The organism is Pseudomonas fluorescens (assembly GCF_902497625.1).
Taxonomy (GTDB): Bacteria; Pseudomonadota; Gammaproteobacteria; order Pseudomonadales; family Pseudomonadaceae; genus Aquipseudomonas; species Aquipseudomonas fluorescens_BQ.
Genome location: NZ_CABVGX010000011.1, coordinates 89,484 through 104,173, shown reverse-complemented (window position 1 = coordinate 104,173; position 14,690 = coordinate 89,484). Strand labels below are relative to the sequence as shown.

General features: G+C 60.2%; 14 protein-coding genes. 7 read left to right on the top strand and 7 right to left on the bottom strand.

The window, feature by feature from the left end; genetic code table 11:
* The 3 genes from F8N12_RS09575 to F8N12_RS09565 are packed head-to-tail and all read right to left on the bottom strand — an operon-like array spanning position 1 to position 1,285.
* A complete protein-coding gene (locus F8N12_RS09575) occupies positions 1 to 660 on the bottom strand; it encodes a Pr6Pr family membrane protein (protein ID WP_150580240.1) in 660 nt (219 codons plus the stop codon).
* Positions 661 to 662: 2 nt separating this feature from the next.
* The gene (locus F8N12_RS09570; RefSeq protein WP_150580239.1) at positions 663 to 893 is read right to left on the bottom strand and encodes a VF530 family DNA-binding protein; all 231 of its coding nucleotides are present in this window, start codon (positions 891 to 893) and stop codon (positions 663 to 665) included.
* On the bottom strand, positions 890 to 1,285 hold the full coding sequence (locus F8N12_RS09565) for a hypothetical protein (protein ID WP_150580238.1): 396 nt from the start codon (positions 1,283 to 1,285) through the stop codon (positions 890 to 892). Before F8N12_RS09565 ends, F8N12_RS09570 begins: the two co-directional genes overlap by 4 nt.
* A gap of 24 nt (positions 1,286 to 1,309) precedes the next feature.
* On the opposite strand from F8N12_RS09565, the gene F8N12_RS09560 reads away from it, so the two are divergent.
* Positions 1,310 to 2,692 carry a carbohydrate porin gene (locus F8N12_RS09560; RefSeq protein ID WP_150580237.1) on the top strand — a complete coding sequence of 461 codons (1,383 nt, stop codon included), beginning with the start codon at positions 1,310 to 1,312 and terminating at the stop codon, positions 2,690 to 2,692.
* Positions 2,693 to 2,917: 225 nt separating this feature from the next.
* Entirely contained in the window at positions 2,918 to 5,329 is a 2,412-nt protein-coding gene (locus F8N12_RS09555; RefSeq protein ID WP_150580236.1) for a glucose/quinate/shikimate family membrane-bound PQQ-dependent dehydrogenase, read from the top strand.
* Between the two features lie 63 nt (positions 5,330 to 5,392).
* Here F8N12_RS09555 and F8N12_RS09550 read toward each other — a convergent pair whose 3' ends face one another.
* Positions 5,393 to 6,286, bottom strand: a complete 894-nt coding sequence (locus F8N12_RS09550) for an RHS repeat-associated core domain-containing protein (RefSeq protein WP_224787689.1) — start codon at positions 6,284 to 6,286, stop codon at positions 5,393 to 5,395.
* A 206-nt stretch (positions 6,287 to 6,492) separates the two neighbouring features.
* Here F8N12_RS09550 and lon point away from each other — a divergent pair, with 206 nt between their 5' ends.
* The 5 genes from lon (at position 6,493) to cmoB (ending at position 12,102) form a co-directional block, all read left to right on the top strand.
* Positions 6,493 to 8,910, top strand: coding sequence for an endopeptidase La (gene lon, locus F8N12_RS09545; protein WP_150580234.1), 2,418 nt, complete (start codon positions 6,493 to 6,495; stop codon positions 8,908 to 8,910).
* Between the two features lie 223 nt (positions 8,911 to 9,133).
* Positions 9,134 to 9,526, top strand: coding sequence for a protease inhibitor I42 family protein (locus F8N12_RS09540; RefSeq protein WP_150580233.1), 393 nt, complete (start codon positions 9,134 to 9,136; stop codon positions 9,524 to 9,526).
* Between the two features lie 2 nt (positions 9,527 to 9,528).
* Complete coding sequence (locus F8N12_RS09535; RefSeq protein WP_150580232.1) at positions 9,529 to 10,179, top strand: lysoplasmalogenase; 651 nt, start codon at positions 9,529 to 9,531, stop codon at positions 10,177 to 10,179.
* 190 nt (positions 10,180 to 10,369) lie between these two features.
* Complete coding sequence (cmoA, locus tag F8N12_RS09530) at positions 10,370 to 11,149, top strand: carboxy-S-adenosyl-L-methionine synthase CmoA (RefSeq protein WP_191623140.1); 780 nt, start codon at positions 10,370 to 10,372, stop codon at positions 11,147 to 11,149.
* On the top strand, positions 11,146 to 12,102 hold the full coding sequence (gene cmoB / locus F8N12_RS09525; RefSeq protein ID WP_150580230.1) for a tRNA 5-methoxyuridine(34)/uridine 5-oxyacetic acid(34) synthase CmoB: 957 nt from the start codon (positions 11,146 to 11,148) through the stop codon (positions 12,100 to 12,102). Before cmoA ends, cmoB begins: the two co-directional genes overlap by 4 nt.
* Positions 12,103 to 12,227: 125 nt before the next feature.
* Here the strand turns inward: cmoB and tadA are convergent, their stop codons facing one another.
* The 3 genes from tadA to F8N12_RS09510 form a co-directional block, all read right to left on the bottom strand.
* Positions 12,228 to 12,731, bottom strand: a complete 504-nt coding sequence (tadA, locus tag F8N12_RS09520) for a tRNA adenosine(34) deaminase TadA (RefSeq protein WP_150580229.1) — start codon at positions 12,729 to 12,731, stop codon at positions 12,228 to 12,230.
* Positions 12,731 to 14,107 carry a multicopper oxidase family protein gene (locus F8N12_RS09515; RefSeq protein WP_150580228.1) on the bottom strand — a complete coding sequence of 459 codons (1,377 nt, stop codon included), beginning with the start codon at positions 14,105 to 14,107 and terminating at the stop codon, positions 12,731 to 12,733. The genes tadA and F8N12_RS09515 overlap by 1 nt, the downstream gene beginning before the upstream one ends.
* 290 nt (positions 14,108 to 14,397) lie before the next feature.
* Complete coding sequence (locus F8N12_RS09510) at positions 14,398 to 14,688, bottom strand: PTS transporter subunit EIIB (RefSeq protein ID WP_150580227.1); 291 nt, start codon at positions 14,686 to 14,688, stop codon at positions 14,398 to 14,400.
* Positions 14,689 to 14,690: the final 2 nt, after the last annotated feature.

Here is a 14,690-nt window from a genome sequence, read left to right as displayed (position 1 = left end):
CTACCGTTGCGCCTGGTTAACCCGCCTGCCCTGCCATCGATCCAGCCCGATCAGCGCCAACGCAATCAATATAAACCCCACCAGCAAGCCCAGCGCATTGATAAACACCTGTGGATAACCCAGCTTGTCGACATCAATGAACGGGTACGGATAAACCGCCAATTCATGACCGCGCACCATTGAATAGGCGAAATACACCAGCGGATAAATCGCCCACAGCGCGATATGCCGAATGCGTAACAGGCCTTTGGGCACGCACAACCACCAATAGCCCAGAAACAGCAGCGGGGTGACAACGTGCATCAATTCATCAGCCAACCGCTGCCAGCCTTCCGGATGCCAAAGGTGACGCAGCAACACGTTATAGGCGAGGCCGACCACAGCGATACTGACGGCAACGCCACTGCTGACCGAGGGCTGCAAAAACCCGCGTCGCGCGGCTGACTGACGGGACGTGAGCTCGAAGCTGAACACCGTGGCCACCAGCGTGTTGGTCAGTACGGTGAAATAGCTGAAAAAACTCATCAGCCCACCCAGCAGGCTCGCCTCGATACTCCAGCGCGAATACAGTACCAGATACAGCTGAATGACCAGTCCCGCCCAGGCGAGAAAGGCCGCCACAGCGACAAAAGGACGACGCGCCGCCGACTGGACGAGCACGCTCAGACCGGTCGCTTGGTGCGCATCAACTTGACGTACAGGCGCTCGACTTTTTCCCGTGCCCACGGGGTTTTGCGCAAAAAGGTCAGGCTCGACTTGACGCTGGGGTCGCTCTTGAAGCAGCGGATATCGATGCGCTCGGCCAGCCCCGACCATTCGTAATGTTCAACCAGGGCGTTGAGAATCTGCTCAAGCGTCACGCCGTGCAGCGGGTTGTCATGTTGTTCGGTCATGCCGGGCCTTTCGAGCGAAGTGGGAATTGGAAGCCGCGCACCTTAGCCGAGGGCTTCGTTGGGGGGAAGTGATCTGTGGTGCTGTAGTAAATGTAGGTGAGCTTGAAAAGATCGCAGCCTTCGGCAGCTCCTACGCTGAAATGCGTTTCTCTGTAGGAGCTGCCGAAGGCTGCGATCTTTTCCGGCGACCCGACTGGCCTTCGCCGGCAAGTCGGGTCGCCGCATCGCTCGCGCCTATAGATATCGATCTCCCTGCGCACTGTTACCAAATCTGAAAGTATCCATCTTGGCAAAAGGGCTTTCTCTATTTGTAACAGAACATTATCCTTGCGCCCGTCAAGCTGAAACGCTTCTTCTGCCCGCGACAAAGCGCCGCTCCAGCTCACTTCCATAAAAGATCAAGAATTAATTTCCCTATGCCTTATTTCCCCCATTCGCGAGACAGCGCTGTCCGCACGACTGCTGCCAATCGAAAAACCCTCAACCTGATCGGCGGGCTCACTGCCCTGGGTTGTGCCGCCTGCGCACAGGCGGCACCCGCGTTCGACAGCGACTCCCCTTGGATGCTCGGTGACTGGAACGGCACGCGCAGCGAACTCTCGGAAAAAGGCTACGACTTCAAGCTCGATTACACCGGCGAAATGGGCAGTAATCTGCACGGTGGCTACGACCACGATCGCACCGCGCGTTACAGCGACCAGTTCGGCTTGGGCACGCACCTCGACCTGCAGAAGATTCTCGGCTGGGACGATGCCGAGTTTCAGCTGACGATCACCGAACGCAGTGGCAATAACATCAGCAATGACCGCATCAACGACCCGCGCGTCGGTGGCTTCACGTCGGCCCAGGAAGTGTGGGGGCGCGGGCAGACCTGGCGGCTCACGCAGATGTGGTATCAGCAGAAATTCTTCGATCAGCAACTCGACATCAAGGTCGGCCGCTTCGGCGAAGGCGAAGACTTCAACAGCTTCCCGTGCGACTTCCAGAACCTGGCGTTTTGCGGCTCGCAGGTCGGCAACTGGGTCGGCGGCATCTGGTACAACTGGCCGGTCAGCCAGTGGGCAATGCGCGTCAAATATCACCTGACGCCGCAGCTGTATGCGCAGGTCGGCGTGTATGAGCAAAACCCGTCCAACCTTGATCGCAACAACGGGTTCAAGCTCAGCGGCAGCGGCACCCAGGGCGCGGTTCTGCCGGTGGAACTGGTCTGGTCGCCGAAGCTCAACGGCCTGCCGGGTGAATACCGCGCCGGTTATTACTACAGCAACGCGAAAGCCACGGATGCCTATAAAGACAGTAACGGTCAGCCCGCTGCGCTGAGTGGCGAGGCTTATCGCAGTGCGTCGAGCAAGCACGGCATGTGGCTCGGCGTGCAGCAACAACTGACCAGCCGCGCCAGCGATAACTCGCGGGGCTTGAGCGTGTTCGCCAACGCGACGATGCACGACAAAAAGACCAACGCCATCGACAACTACGTGCAGGCCGGCGTGGTTTACAAAGGGTTGTTCGACGCCCGCGCCAAGGACGACATCGGTTTCGCCATGGCTCGTGTGCACGTCAACCCGGCATTCCGTAAAAACGCTGAAGCGACCAATCAGGCGCGCGCGGTCTACGACTACGATGACCCGAGCTTCCTGCCGCCGCAGGACACCGAATACAGCGCCGAACTTTATTACGGCGTGCACGTGACGAACTGGCTGACCGTGCGGCCCAACCTGCAGTACATCCGCCACCCCGGTGGCGTGGACAAGGTCGATGACGCGCTGATTGGCGGGATCAAGATCCAGTCGTCGTTCTAAGCAACACCACAAAACCTTTTGTAGGAGCGAGCTCGCTTGCGAAGAACGTCAACGGTAACGCTGGGAACCTGACACCCCACGGCGTCCTCAGGTTTTTCGCGAGCGGGCTCGCTCCTACAGGGGATGTCGCGCCCAACCAGTTTTTATCTGAACCATGCCCGCACAGGATCGTCATCTACAGTGAACCTGTGCGGGAACACTTAAAACGTCACGGAGAACCACACTATGAGCACTGATGGTGCTTTGAGTCGAAGCCGTCTGCTGCCAACGCTGCTTGGCATTTTGCTTCTGCTAATGGGCCTGGCCATGCTGGCCGGGGGAATCAAGCTGAGCATGCTTGGCGGCTCGTTGTATTACCTGCTGGCCGGTATCGGCCTGACGCTGACCGGTGCGCTGCTGATCGCCGCCCGCCGTGCTGCGCTGAGCCTGTACGCCATCGTGCTGTTCGCCAGTACGGTGTGGGCATTGTGGGAAGTCGGCCTCGACTGGTGGCAACTGGTGCCGCGTCTGGCGTTTTTGTTTGCGCTGGGCATCGTCATGTTGCTGCCGTGGTTCCGCCGTCCGCTGCCGCGCGAGGGTACTGGGCCGATGACCACCGGCGTACTGGCCGTGGCCGTGATCCTGGCGGGCGTCACTGCACTGGCGAGCCAGTTCACCAACCCGGGCGAAATCAAGGGCCAACTGGACCGCGACAGCGTGCCGGGCATGACCAACACTGCCCCGCCCATGGCCGACGGTGACTGGAATTCCTACGGCCGCAGCGCCCACGGTGATCGTTACTCGCCACTGGCGCAGATCACCCCGCAAAACGCGCACAAGCTGGTCGAAGCCTGGAGCTACCGCACCGGCGACATCCCTGGGCCAAACGACCCGGGCGAGACCACTGCCGAAAACACCCCGCTGAAAGTCAACGGCATGCTCTACGTGTGCACGCCGCACAGCCAGGTGATTGCACTGGACCCGGACACCGGCAAGGAAATCTGGCGTTTCGATCCGAAGCTCTCTACGCAGAACGCGGAGAACTTCAAGGGTTGGGCGCACATGACCTGCCGTGGCGTGTCGTATCACGATGACGCTGTCTACGCCTCCGAGCAAAGCCCGACAGGCACCGCCAGCCCTGCACCGGCCAGCAACGCTTGCCCGCGTCGCATCTTCCTGCCGACTGCCGACACCCGCCTGATCGCCCTGAACGCCGACACCGGCAAGATGTGCGAAGACTTCGGTAACGGCGGCCAGGTTGACCTGAGCGCCAACATCGGCGGCTTCAACGCCGGCGGTTACTACTCGACCTCGCCACCGGCGGTCACCAAGGACCTGGTTGTGATTGGCGGCCACGTCACCGACAACGTTTCCGTTGACGAGCCAAGCGGCGTGATCCGCGCGTTCGACGTGCACACCGGTCAACTGGTCTGGAACTGGGACAGTGGCAAGCCGGACGACACTGCGCCGATTGCCGAAGGCGAGGTTTACACCCGTAACTCGCCGAACATGTGGTCCATGTTCGCCGTCGACGAAAAACTCGGCATGCTCTACCTGCCGATGGGCAACCAGACGCCGGACCAGTTCGGCGGTGCGCGCACCCCTGAATCGGAACTGCATGCCGCCGGCCTGACCGCCCTCGATATCGGTACCGGCAAGGTGCGCTGGCACATGCAGTTCACCCACCATGACCTGTGGGACATGGACGTCGGTGGCCAGCCAACCCTGATGGACCTGAAAACCGCTGACGGCGTGAAGCCGGCGGTACTTGCGTCCACCAAGCAGGGCAGCATCTACGTGCTGGACCGCAGCAACGGTCAGCCGATCGTGCCAATCCAGGAAGTGCCGGTGCCTCAGGGCGCAGTTGAAGGCGATCACACTTCGCCAACACAACCGAAATCTGACCTCAACCTGATGCCGCCACCGTTGCAGGAACGCGACATGTGGGGCGTGACCCCGTTCGATCAACTGATCTGCCGGATCGACTTCAAATCCATGCGCTACGACGGACCGTTCACTCCGCCATCGTTGCAGGGTTCGATCGTTTACCCAGGCAACTTCGGCGTGTTCGACTGGGGCGGCATCTCGGTTGACCCGGTGCGCCAGCTCGCTTTCGTGAACCCGAGCTACATGGCGTTCAAATCGAAAATGATCCCGGCCGCTGAAATCGCCGCGCAAGGTCCGCGTAAAAGCGAAACCGAAGGCGTGCAGCCAAACAAAGGCGCGCCGTATGGCGTCGTCCTCGAGGCCCTGCTCTCGCCAATGGGCCTGCCGTGCCAGGCACCCGCTTGGGGTTACGTGGCAGCCATCGACCTGACCACCTCGAAAGTTCTGTGGAAACACAAGAACGGCACCGTGCGTGACAGCTCGCCAGTCCCGATCCCGCTGAGCATGGGCGTGCCAAGCCTGGGCGGCCCGATCATGACCGCTGGCGGCGTCGGCTTCCTCAGCGGCACTCTCGACCAGTACCTGCGCGCCTACGACGTGAAAAACGGCAAGCAACTCTGGGAGGGCCGCCTGCCCGCCGGCGCACAAACCACGCCAATGACCTACACCGGCAAGGACGGCAAGCAATACGTGCTCGTCGTCGCCGGTGGCCATGGCTCGCTGGGCACCAAGCAAGGTGACTATGTGATTGCGTACAAACTGTCCGAGTAAGTTTCAACGACGGTAATGAGAGGCGGCTCCTGCAAGGGGTCGCCTTTTTTTTTCTCAGGCCAGTCAGAGGCGACGGATTCGCCCTACTTCCGGATCAGCAACAACAGACTTCTCACGTCGCCACCTGAGTTGACGGTATCTCACCCTTAAACCGTCGGCGAACTTCCGTGTCCTCACCACATTGGCCAGCTTGTCGACAAGTTTCAGGACCTTGCCTGTGGATACCAGACCAGCTCCAACCGCTGCAATTGGCTGCCCCACCGCATACCCGCTCGACCGTACCCCCCAACCCACTGCCGTTGTTATATAGCCTGCGCGAGTTATTACCGTTGCCGCGCAAGCCAGCCCGCTGCCCGCTGGCTTAAGTGTCAGGCTGTAACTTTTCCAACTGAATTTGAGCCCTTTATGAACTGCGTTAAGCGCTTGCAAAATCACTTCGAAGAACTGTCCAGTCGGATCATTGAAATTAACAGGGTCACCTTTGCAATAGGCGTAAACGTTCATCCCGCCCCGACCGAACGGGCTGAGCTTGTCCGGACTGTTGAACCGCATAAGTGCCGGATTGTAAGCGCGGTGGCCGTTGCCAAGCAGATAGTCTCCCGTTGCCAGGTTCGGTCGCTCTCCGTTGAATGCCAGCAGGCTTTTCCTGGAGTTCAGCGGGCACCGATGACCATAGGGACTGTATGCAAATGGGCTGAGTCGCGGCCCCTGCGACTCGCATAACACCGAGCGTTGTAAATCGGTGGCCAGCAGGCTTATGGATACCTCGCCCGCCACTATTAGATGCTGAGCGAGCAAACAATCGTTACTCCTGACAATGCGCAGGCCGTTATCACCCTGCACTTCAATATCAAGAAGGTCACGACTGTAAAAACTGCGAATTGTCACGTCGCCAGTCGAGGCAGTGCAGACAAGCCTATCCAGTGCGTCGTAGCTCAATGAAGTTTTGGTCACCATAAATCTGCTCTCCATGCATGATTTACAATCATCAACCCTGATTTCGAAGCTCACAACTAGCCGAACTGACAGGGGGCCGCGCGAGCATTCACTGCTCTGGTCCCAGAGGCCGCCGCGCCCAAAACACACCCCGAAATATCGACGACCATTGAAACCACCCCCGACCCGCCCCATCTAAGAGCCATACTCCATTGTGCAGGTGCCCCATGAGCGACCAGCAAGAATTGCCCGAAGACCTGAGCGAATACGCCGACCCCGAAAACGCCGAACACTCCTCCACTGGCAAAGGCCTGGCCCTGCCCGGGCAAAACCTGCCAGACAAGGTCTACATCATCCCGATCCACAATCGCCCGTTCTTCCCGGCGCAAGTCCTGCCGGTCATCGTCAACGAAGAACCCTGGGCCGAAACCCTCGACCTGGTCAGCAAATCCGAACACCACTCCCTGGCCCTGTTCTACATGGACACCCCCCAGGAAGACCCGCGCCATTTCGACACCTCCGCCCTGCCTCTCTACGGCACACTGGTCAAGGTGCACCACGCCAGCCGCGAAAACGGCAAACTGCAATTTGTCGCCCAGGGCCTGACCCGCGTACGCATTCGCACCTGGCTCAAGCACCATCGCCCGCCGTATCTGGTGGAAGTCGAATACCCGCACCAGCCCACCGAGCCGACCGATGAGGTCAAGGCCTACGGCATGGCGCTGATCAACGCGATCAAGGAACTGCTGCCGCTCAACCCGCTGTACAGCGAAGAGCTGAAGAACTACCTCAACCGCTTCAGCCCCAACGACCCGTCACCGCTGACCGACTTCGCCGCCGCGCTCACCTCGGCCACCGGCAACGAACTGCAGGAAGTGCTCGACTGCGTGCCGATGCTCAAGCGCATGGAAAAAGTCCTGCCGATGCTGCGCAAGGAAGTCGAAGTCGCACGCCTGCAAAAAGAAATCTCCGCTGAAGTGAACCGCAAGATCGGCGAACATCAGCGCGAATTCTTCCTCAAGGAACAGCTCAAGGTCATCCAGCAGGAACTCGGCCTGACCAAGGACGACCGCAGCGCCGACATCGAGCAGTTCGAGCAGCGCCTGGAAGGCAAGGTTCTGTCGCCCCAGGCACACAAACGCATTGAAGAAGAAATGAACAAGCTGTCGATCCTCGAGACCGGGTCGCCAGAGTATGCGGTCACCCGTAATTACCTCGACTGGGCCACCTCGGTGCCTTGGGGCGTCTACGGTGATGACAAACTGGACCTCAAACACGCGCGCAAAGTGCTCGATAAACACCACGCCGGCCTGGATGACATCAAGGATCGCATCCTTGAGTTCCTCGCTGTGGGTGCCTACAAAGGCGCAATCAGCGGCTCGATCGTGCTGTTGGTCGGCCCTCCGGGCGTGGGTAAAACCAGTGTCGGCAAGTCCATCGCCGAATCCCTCGGCCGCCCCTTCTACCGCTTCAGCCTGGGCGGCATGCGCGATGAAGCCGAGATCAAGGGCCACCGCCGCACTTACATCGGCGCGCAACCGGGCAAACTGGTGCAGGCGTTGAAAGACGTTGAAGTGATGAACCCGGTGATCATGCTCGACGAGATCGACAAGATGGGTCAGAGCTACCAGGGCGATCCGGCGTCGGCGCTGCTGGAAACCCTCGACCCGGAGCAGAACGTCGAATTCCTCGACCACTACCTCGACCTGCGCATGGACCTGTCCAAAGTGCTGTTCATCTGCACCGCCAACACCCTGGACTCGATCCCCGGGCCGTTGCTCGACCGGATGGAAATCATTCGCTTGTCGGGTTACATCACCGAAGAAAAGATCGCCATCGCCAAACGCCACCTGTGGCCCAAGCAGCTCGAAAAAGCCGGCGTCTCGAAAGGCAGTCTGGCAATCAGCGACAGCGCATTGAAAGCCCTGATCGACGGTTACGCCCGGGAAGCCGGCGTGCGTCAGCTAGAGAAACAGCTGGGCAAACTGGTGCGCAAAGCCGTAGTGAAGCTGATCGACGAGCCGAAAGCCGTGATCAAAATTGCGCCAAAAGACCTTGAAGCCTCCCTCGGCCACCCAGTATTCCGCAACGAACAAGTACTGTCCGGCACCGGCGTTATTACGGGCCTGGCCTGGACCAGCATGGGCGGCGCAACACTGCCGATCGAAGCAACGCGTATCCACACCCTGAACCGTGGCTTCAAACTCACCGGGCAACTCGGTGATGTAATGAAAGAGTCGGCGGAAATCGCCTACAGCTACGTCAGCTCGAACCTGAAATCGTTCGGCGGCGATCCGAAGTTCTTCGACGAAGCCTTTGTCCACCTGCACGTTCCTGAAGGCGCCACACCGAAAGACGGCCCGAGCGCCGGCGTGACCATGGCCAGCGCCCTGCTCTCCCTCGCCCGCAACCAGGCGCCGAAAAAAGGCGTGGCCATGACCGGCGAACTGACGCTCACCGGTCACGTGCTGCCGATCGGAGGTGTGCGCGAGAAAGTGATTGCAGCGCGGCGGCAGAAGATCTTTGAATTGATACTGCCGGAGCCGAACCGTGGCAGCTTTGATGAATTGCCGGATTATTTGAAGGAAGGGATAACCGTGCACTTTGCCAAGCGCTTTGCGGATGTGGCGAAGATACTGTTCTGACAGGGATTCAGTGCCTGCTCGATAGCTTTCGTCGGAATGCCGCCCAGACCAGACTCGCTCCTACAGTTGAAACGCGCATGGTCCTCCACCGCCAATCCCTGTAGGAGCCGGGCTTGCCCGCGATGGCGGCTGCGCAGTCACCCCTGACCAAGGCGCCGTCACAATTTGTCTCATCTTCGGTTATGCTCGCCGTTCGTCGTGAACATCCGGAGCCGCTGATCCCATGTCCCCCACCCGCCTGCTGGTCCCTATCGCCCTCGTCTTGCTGGCGGGTTGCGCCTCGCCATCGAAACAAAACCTGACCGTGGAAAAACAGAGCGCGTGCCCATTGAAAATGCGCAACGGTCAAAACCTGATATTGACGCTGCCCAGCAATCCGACCACGGGCTATCGCTGGGCCATTCAGGACTCGGCCGGTGGCGTGCTGCATGCGTTAGGACCAGAGGTTTATCGCAATCCGGAAGACGCCGGTGTCGTTGGCGCTGCCGGCGTCTCCACCTGGCGCTTTCAGGCATTCGCTTCCGGTAACGGTCGTTTGCGCCTGACGTCGCAGCAACCGTGGGCGCCGGAAGTGTTGCCGGTTGAAACATTCGACTGTGCCATTTCGGTGAACTGATCGTGGGTTGGCTGATCCTGGCGTTGATGGGGGCAGTAACTTTTATCTACGGCCTGACCGTGCACGCCACGCTGCTTTGCCTGCTGGTAAAGCCGCTGCCGGTGCTGGCCTTGCTCGGCTGGCTGCACGACGCTCCGGCCAGCGACTATCGGCGCTGGATCAGCCTGGGCCTGATCTTTTCCCTGCTGGGTGACGTGCTTCTGGCATGGCCGGGGGATTTATTTGTCTTCGGGCTGGGAGCGTTTCTGGTCGCTCATCTGGCTTACCTGAAAGCCTATTTGAGTGATTGCCGGCGCTTGGCAGTGTTGCCGCTGCTCATCGCTTGCGGCGTAGGGACTTTATTGCTGGGCATCCTGATTGCCAATGATCTCGGTCCACTACTGGTTCCGGTGATTATTTACGGTGTGGCCATCAGCACAATGCTCTGGCGCGCGCTGGCACGGCTGGGCACCGACGTGCCCAAGCGTTCGGCGTGGTTGGCAGCGGCTGGCGCACTGGCCTTTGTATTTTCCGACAGTGTGATCGGCATCGACCGTTTTGTAGCACCGTTCCATGCCGCGCCCTACGTGATTATCCTCAGCTACTGGTTGGGACAATGGGCGATCACGGCGTCGGCGTTCGATCTAAAAAAGCAAAACCACCGCACTCTGTAGCAGCTGCCGTAGGCTGCGTCCGAGGGCGAAGCCCTCGCCCTGCATGACCTCGATAGACCTGAAGTGACGTGGTGGAAAGTCACAACGGCCTTGCGGCCGGACGCAGCCTTCGGCAGCTGCTACAGACTTGCTAACGCTACGGAAGCGGTTTATCAGACAACCCGCGCATACCAGCGCCAACTTGGCTAAAATGCCGGCCCTTTCCACCAAAGCCGCCGGAACCGCCGTGAGCAAAGAACCCGATCGCCTTTTCGCCCAGCCTTTGGCCCAGGTGCCTGACTTCGCCTTCAACGAAGACGTGGTGCGGGTGTTTCCGGACATGATCAAACGCTCGGTGCCAGGTTACCCGACCATCGTCGAAAACCTCGGCGTGCTCGCGGCACAATTTGCCCAGCCGAACAGCGTGCTCTACGACCTCGGCTCGTCCTTGGGCGCGGTGACTCAGGCCTTGCGCCGTCACGTACGCACCGACGGGTGCCGCGTCATCGCTGTGGATAACTCGGCGGCGATGGTCGAGCGCTGCCGCGAATACCTCAACGGCCAGGACTCGATGTTCCAGGAGCTGCTGCCCGTCGAAGTGATCGAAGGCGACATTCTGGCCCTGCAGTTCCAGCCGGCCTCGGTGGTGGCGCTGAATTTCACCCTGCAATTCATCGCCCCCGATCAGCGTACTGCGTTGCTCGCGCGTATCCGTCAGTCGCTACTACCTGGCGGCGCGCTGATTCTCTCGGAAAAACTGCGCTTCACCGACCCTGAAGAACAGGCGCTGTTGACCGATCTGCACGTCGCGTTCAAACGCGCCAACGGCTACAGCGAACTGGAAATCGCCCAGAAGCGCAGCGCCATCGAAAACGTCATGAAACCCGACAGCCTCGAAGAACACCGCGAGCGCCTGCTGGCGGCCGGTTTTTCGAAAGTCGTGCCGTGGTTTCAGTGTCTTAACTTTGCCTCGTTGATTGCCTTGCCATGATTGATCTGTCCCCCCTCGCCCGCCGTCTGGCCGGCACACCGCTGGCCGAGTGGGCTAACACCCTGCAAGCGCAGCTCGACAAGAAAATGGAAAAAGGTCACGGCGATCTGGAGCGCTGGCAAAGTGCGCTGGACGCGTTGCCGAAGATTCAGCCGAGCGAAGTCGACCTGCTCAACGGCCTGAAGCTGGACACCGATTGCGACGAAGAAACCCGCGCGCAAATGCACAGCGCGCTGATGGGCTTGTCGCCATGGCGCAAGGGCCCATTCGATCTGTTTGGCGTGCACGTCGACACCGAATGGCGTTCCGACTGGAAATGGTCACGCGTCGCGCCGCACCTGGATCTGCAGGGCAAACGCATCCTCGATGTCGGCTGCGGCAACGGTTATTACATGTGGCGCATGCTCGGCGCCGGGGCCGACAGCGTGATTGGGGTCGATCCGAACTGGCTGTTTTTCTGCCAGTTCCAGGCGGTTCAACGTTACCTGTCCGAACCGAACGCCTGGCATCTGCCCTTCCCGTTCGAAGACCTGCCGCCGGAACTCGAAGGCTTCGACACGGTGTTTTCCATGGGCGTGTTTTACCATCGTCGCTCACCGATCGAGCACTTGCTGGCGCTGAAGGATTGCCTGGTCAAGGGTGGCGAGCTGGTGCTGGAAACCCTGGTGATCGAAGGCGATCAGCAGCAGGTGCTGGTGCCGGAAGACCGTTATGCACAGATGCGTAACGTGTGGTTCCTGCCGTCGGTGCCTGCGCTGATGCTATGGCTGCGCCGCGCCGGGTTTACGGATGTGCGATGTGTGGATGTGAGCGTGACCACGGTCGAGGAACAGCGCGGGACGCAATGGATGAAGTTTCAGTCGCTGAGTGATTTTCTCGATCCCGAGGATCACAGCAAGACCATTGAGGGATTACCGGCGCCGATGCGTGCCGTTATCGTGGCGCGCAAATAAACACCGATCACCCGGCCAATGGAGATTCCACTGTGGGAGCGAGCCTGCTCGCGATGACTGTTTCACATCCAACAAAATGTTGGCTGACACACCGCATCGCGAGCAGGCTCGCTCCCACATTGGGTTTAGGTCTGGTCTGTTGGTCTGGCCCGCCGGGCCTTGAAGAATTCGCTCAGCACCGCCCCGCACTCCTCCGCCAACACCCCCCCCTCAAACAACACCCGGTGATTCAAAAAACCCTGGGTAAAAAACTGCCCCTGACTCTGCACGATCCCGGCCTTGGGCTCCAGCGCGCCGTACACCACTCGCGCAATCCGTGAATGCACGATCAGCCCGGCGCACATGCTGCACGGTTCAAGCGTCACGTAGAGGGTGCTACCCGGCAAACGATAATTGCTGGCAGCCAAGGCAGCGGCACGAATCGCGACCATTTCCGCATGGGCGCTCGGGTCGTGGCCGCTGATCGGGCAATTGAAACCGCGACCGATGATCTCGCCATCCTGCACCAGCACCGCACCCACCGGCACTTCGCCCAGCGTTGCGCCTTGTGCCGCCAGCGTCAGGGCTTCGCGCATGAAATCTCGATCACGACTGCGGTCGATGATCGCTGCGGGTCGAATCTGCCGCATCACGCCACCTCGATGGCGGCCATCAGGCCGGTTTCCATGTGGTCGATAACATGGCAATGGAACATCCACACGCCCGGGTTATCCGCCACCAACGCGACTTGCGCGCGCTCATTCTTGCCCAGCAAATAGGTGTCGGTGAAATACGGGATCACCTTGTGCCGGTTCGAGGCGATGACCTTGAAGCTCATGCCGTGCAGGTGAATCGGGTGCTGATACTGAGTCATGTTCTTCAATTCGAAAATGTAACTTTTGCCCTTCTCGAGTTTTGCGATGGGGCGGTCGGCGCAGGTCTTGTCAGTGATATCCCAAGCCTGGCCGTTGATCTGCCACAGACTCGGCGGCTTGCCGTTGTCGACGTTGACCGACACCGAGCCGACCCATTCGAAATTGAAGTTGAGTTTCTCGGCATTGGCCAGGTCCGGCTCGGCTACCGGATTGGCCGGCAAAGCCGGCGGCCATTGAGTTGGCGCCTCGCTGTTGGCGACCGAGCGCAACGTGCCCAGGCGCACCGGGCCGTTACGCAGGGACAATTCCTCGCCAGCCGCCGGCGCCTTGATCGCCAGACAAATGCGCATGCCGGGGCCAAGCCAGTATTCCTTGCCAAGCGGGCGCGGCTCGATCGGGTTGCCGTCCAGCGCGTAGATCTGCGCTTCGACGCCGGGAATGTTCAGACGATAAGTCAGGGTATTGTCGAGGTTGAGCAAGCGAACGCGGGTGATCTGCCCGGCGGGTAAATCAATCACCGGCACCGGCACGCCGTTGATGGTCGACAGCCGCCCGGCGGTGCCGCCGCGCGCCGCTTCTCGGGGAATGCTGAACGCGACGAACGCGCCCTCTTCATCGACGTGCCAGCTTTTCAGACTCAGGGTTTTCTCGTACTTGAAACCGGTGGGCTCGCGCTCTTCGATAATCAGCGGGCCAACTAACCCGCGACCGAGTTCTTCGCTGCTGTTTACGTGTGGGTGATACCAGTAGCTGCCGGCGTCCGGCACACGGAATCTGTAATCGAAGTATTCACCGGGCAATACCGGCAGTTGAGAAACGTAAGGCACGCCGTCCATTTCCAACGGCAAGCGGATACCGTGCCAATGAATGGTGGTGGCGACCGGCAAGTGATTGATGAATCGCACCCGCAGCCATTCGCCCTGACGCACGCGCAACTCGGTGCCCGGCGCCGACGGCCCGAAGGCCCACGCCGGCGTCTTGTGCCCGGCGACCAGTTCGACATCCAGCGGTGCGGCGATCAGTTCATAGTCGTGACCGGCGTCCGCATCGGCCATCTTGCCCAGCCAATACCGCGAGGCGCCCCCCGCTCCGACGCCAACGACAACAAGACCGGCCAGGCCACCGAGGATTTGGCGACGGGTAAAGGACATGAACTCAACTACCTCACGAATCAACATCAGGCCCGTGGGCCTGTAAAAGGCGAATACGATACACCCGCAGTTGAGAAACAGTAAGGGTGGGGCGGCGGATGGCCGCAGGGTATCGGTCTGGTACACCCACTGTGGCGAGGGGGCTTGCCCCCGTTGGGGCGCGAAGCGGCCTCGGCATCCTTCCAGCCGAGCCGCGTCAGCCGTTTTCAAGCTGCCGCGCAGCCGAACACAACGCTGCGAAGTTTCGCCAAGCCTCTTAGCCACAGCAAGACCTGTTCACAGCAGAACGATCAGTGCGCGTGGCCGGCGATCAGATGCACAATGCCGTCATTCAGGGTCATGACTGCCGGCACACCGGCCAGACTCAAAGCCTGTCGATCCATCCGCGCCACATCACGCAACTCCACGCGAACCCTGGTCAGCGCCACAGGTTGCTGCGATTTGAGGTTATCGACACCCCCCAACGCCGCCACAATCTGCGGCACGAGGCCAGACATCGGCGGCGCGGTCTCCTGCGACTCATCCACCACCAGATCCGGCGTCAACGCCTTCCAGAACGCCCGCTGCATTTTCTCGAACATTT

Excerpts from the sequence above, each read along its gene's own strand:
- cmoB (WP_150580230.1), top strand. The coding sequence starts at position 11,146 with ATGATTGATCTGTCCCCCCTCGCCCGCCGTCTGGCCGGCACACCGCTG.
- F8N12_RS09560 (WP_150580237.1), top strand. The coding sequence starts at position 1,310 with ATGCCTTATTTCCCCCATTCGCGAGACAGCGCTGTCCGCACGACTGCT.
- tadA (WP_150580229.1), bottom strand. The coding sequence starts at position 12,731 with ATGCGGCAGATTCGACCCGCAGCGATCATCGACCGCAGTCGTGATCGA.
- F8N12_RS09555 (WP_150580236.1), top strand. The coding sequence starts at position 2,918 with ATGAGCACTGATGGTGCTTTGAGTCGAAGCCGTCTGCTGCCAACGCTG.
- F8N12_RS09570 (WP_150580239.1), bottom strand. The coding sequence starts at position 893 with ATGACCGAACAACATGACAACCCGCTGCACGGCGTGACGCTTGAGCAG.
- F8N12_RS09550 (WP_224787689.1), bottom strand. The coding sequence starts at position 6,286 with ATGGTGACCAAAACTTCATTGAGCTACGACGCACTGGATAGGCTTGTC.
- lon (WP_150580234.1), top strand. The coding sequence starts at position 6,493 with ATGAGCGACCAGCAAGAATTGCCCGAAGACCTGAGCGAATACGCCGAC.
- cmoA (WP_191623140.1), top strand. The coding sequence starts at position 10,370 with ATGCCGGCCCTTTCCACCAAAGCCGCCGGAACCGCCGTGAGCAAAGAA.
- F8N12_RS09540 (WP_150580233.1), top strand. The coding sequence starts at position 9,134 with ATGTCCCCCACCCGCCTGCTGGTCCCTATCGCCCTCGTCTTGCTGGCG.
- F8N12_RS09565 (WP_150580238.1), bottom strand. The coding sequence starts at position 1,285 with ATGGAAGTGAGCTGGAGCGGCGCTTTGTCGCGGGCAGAAGAAGCGTTT.
- F8N12_RS09515 (WP_150580228.1), bottom strand. The coding sequence starts at position 14,107 with ATGTCCTTTACCCGTCGCCAAATCCTCGGTGGCCTGGCCGGTCTTGTT.
- F8N12_RS09510 (WP_150580227.1), bottom strand. The coding sequence starts at position 14,688 with ATGTTCGAGAAAATGCAGCGGGCGTTCTGGAAGGCGTTGACGCCGGAT.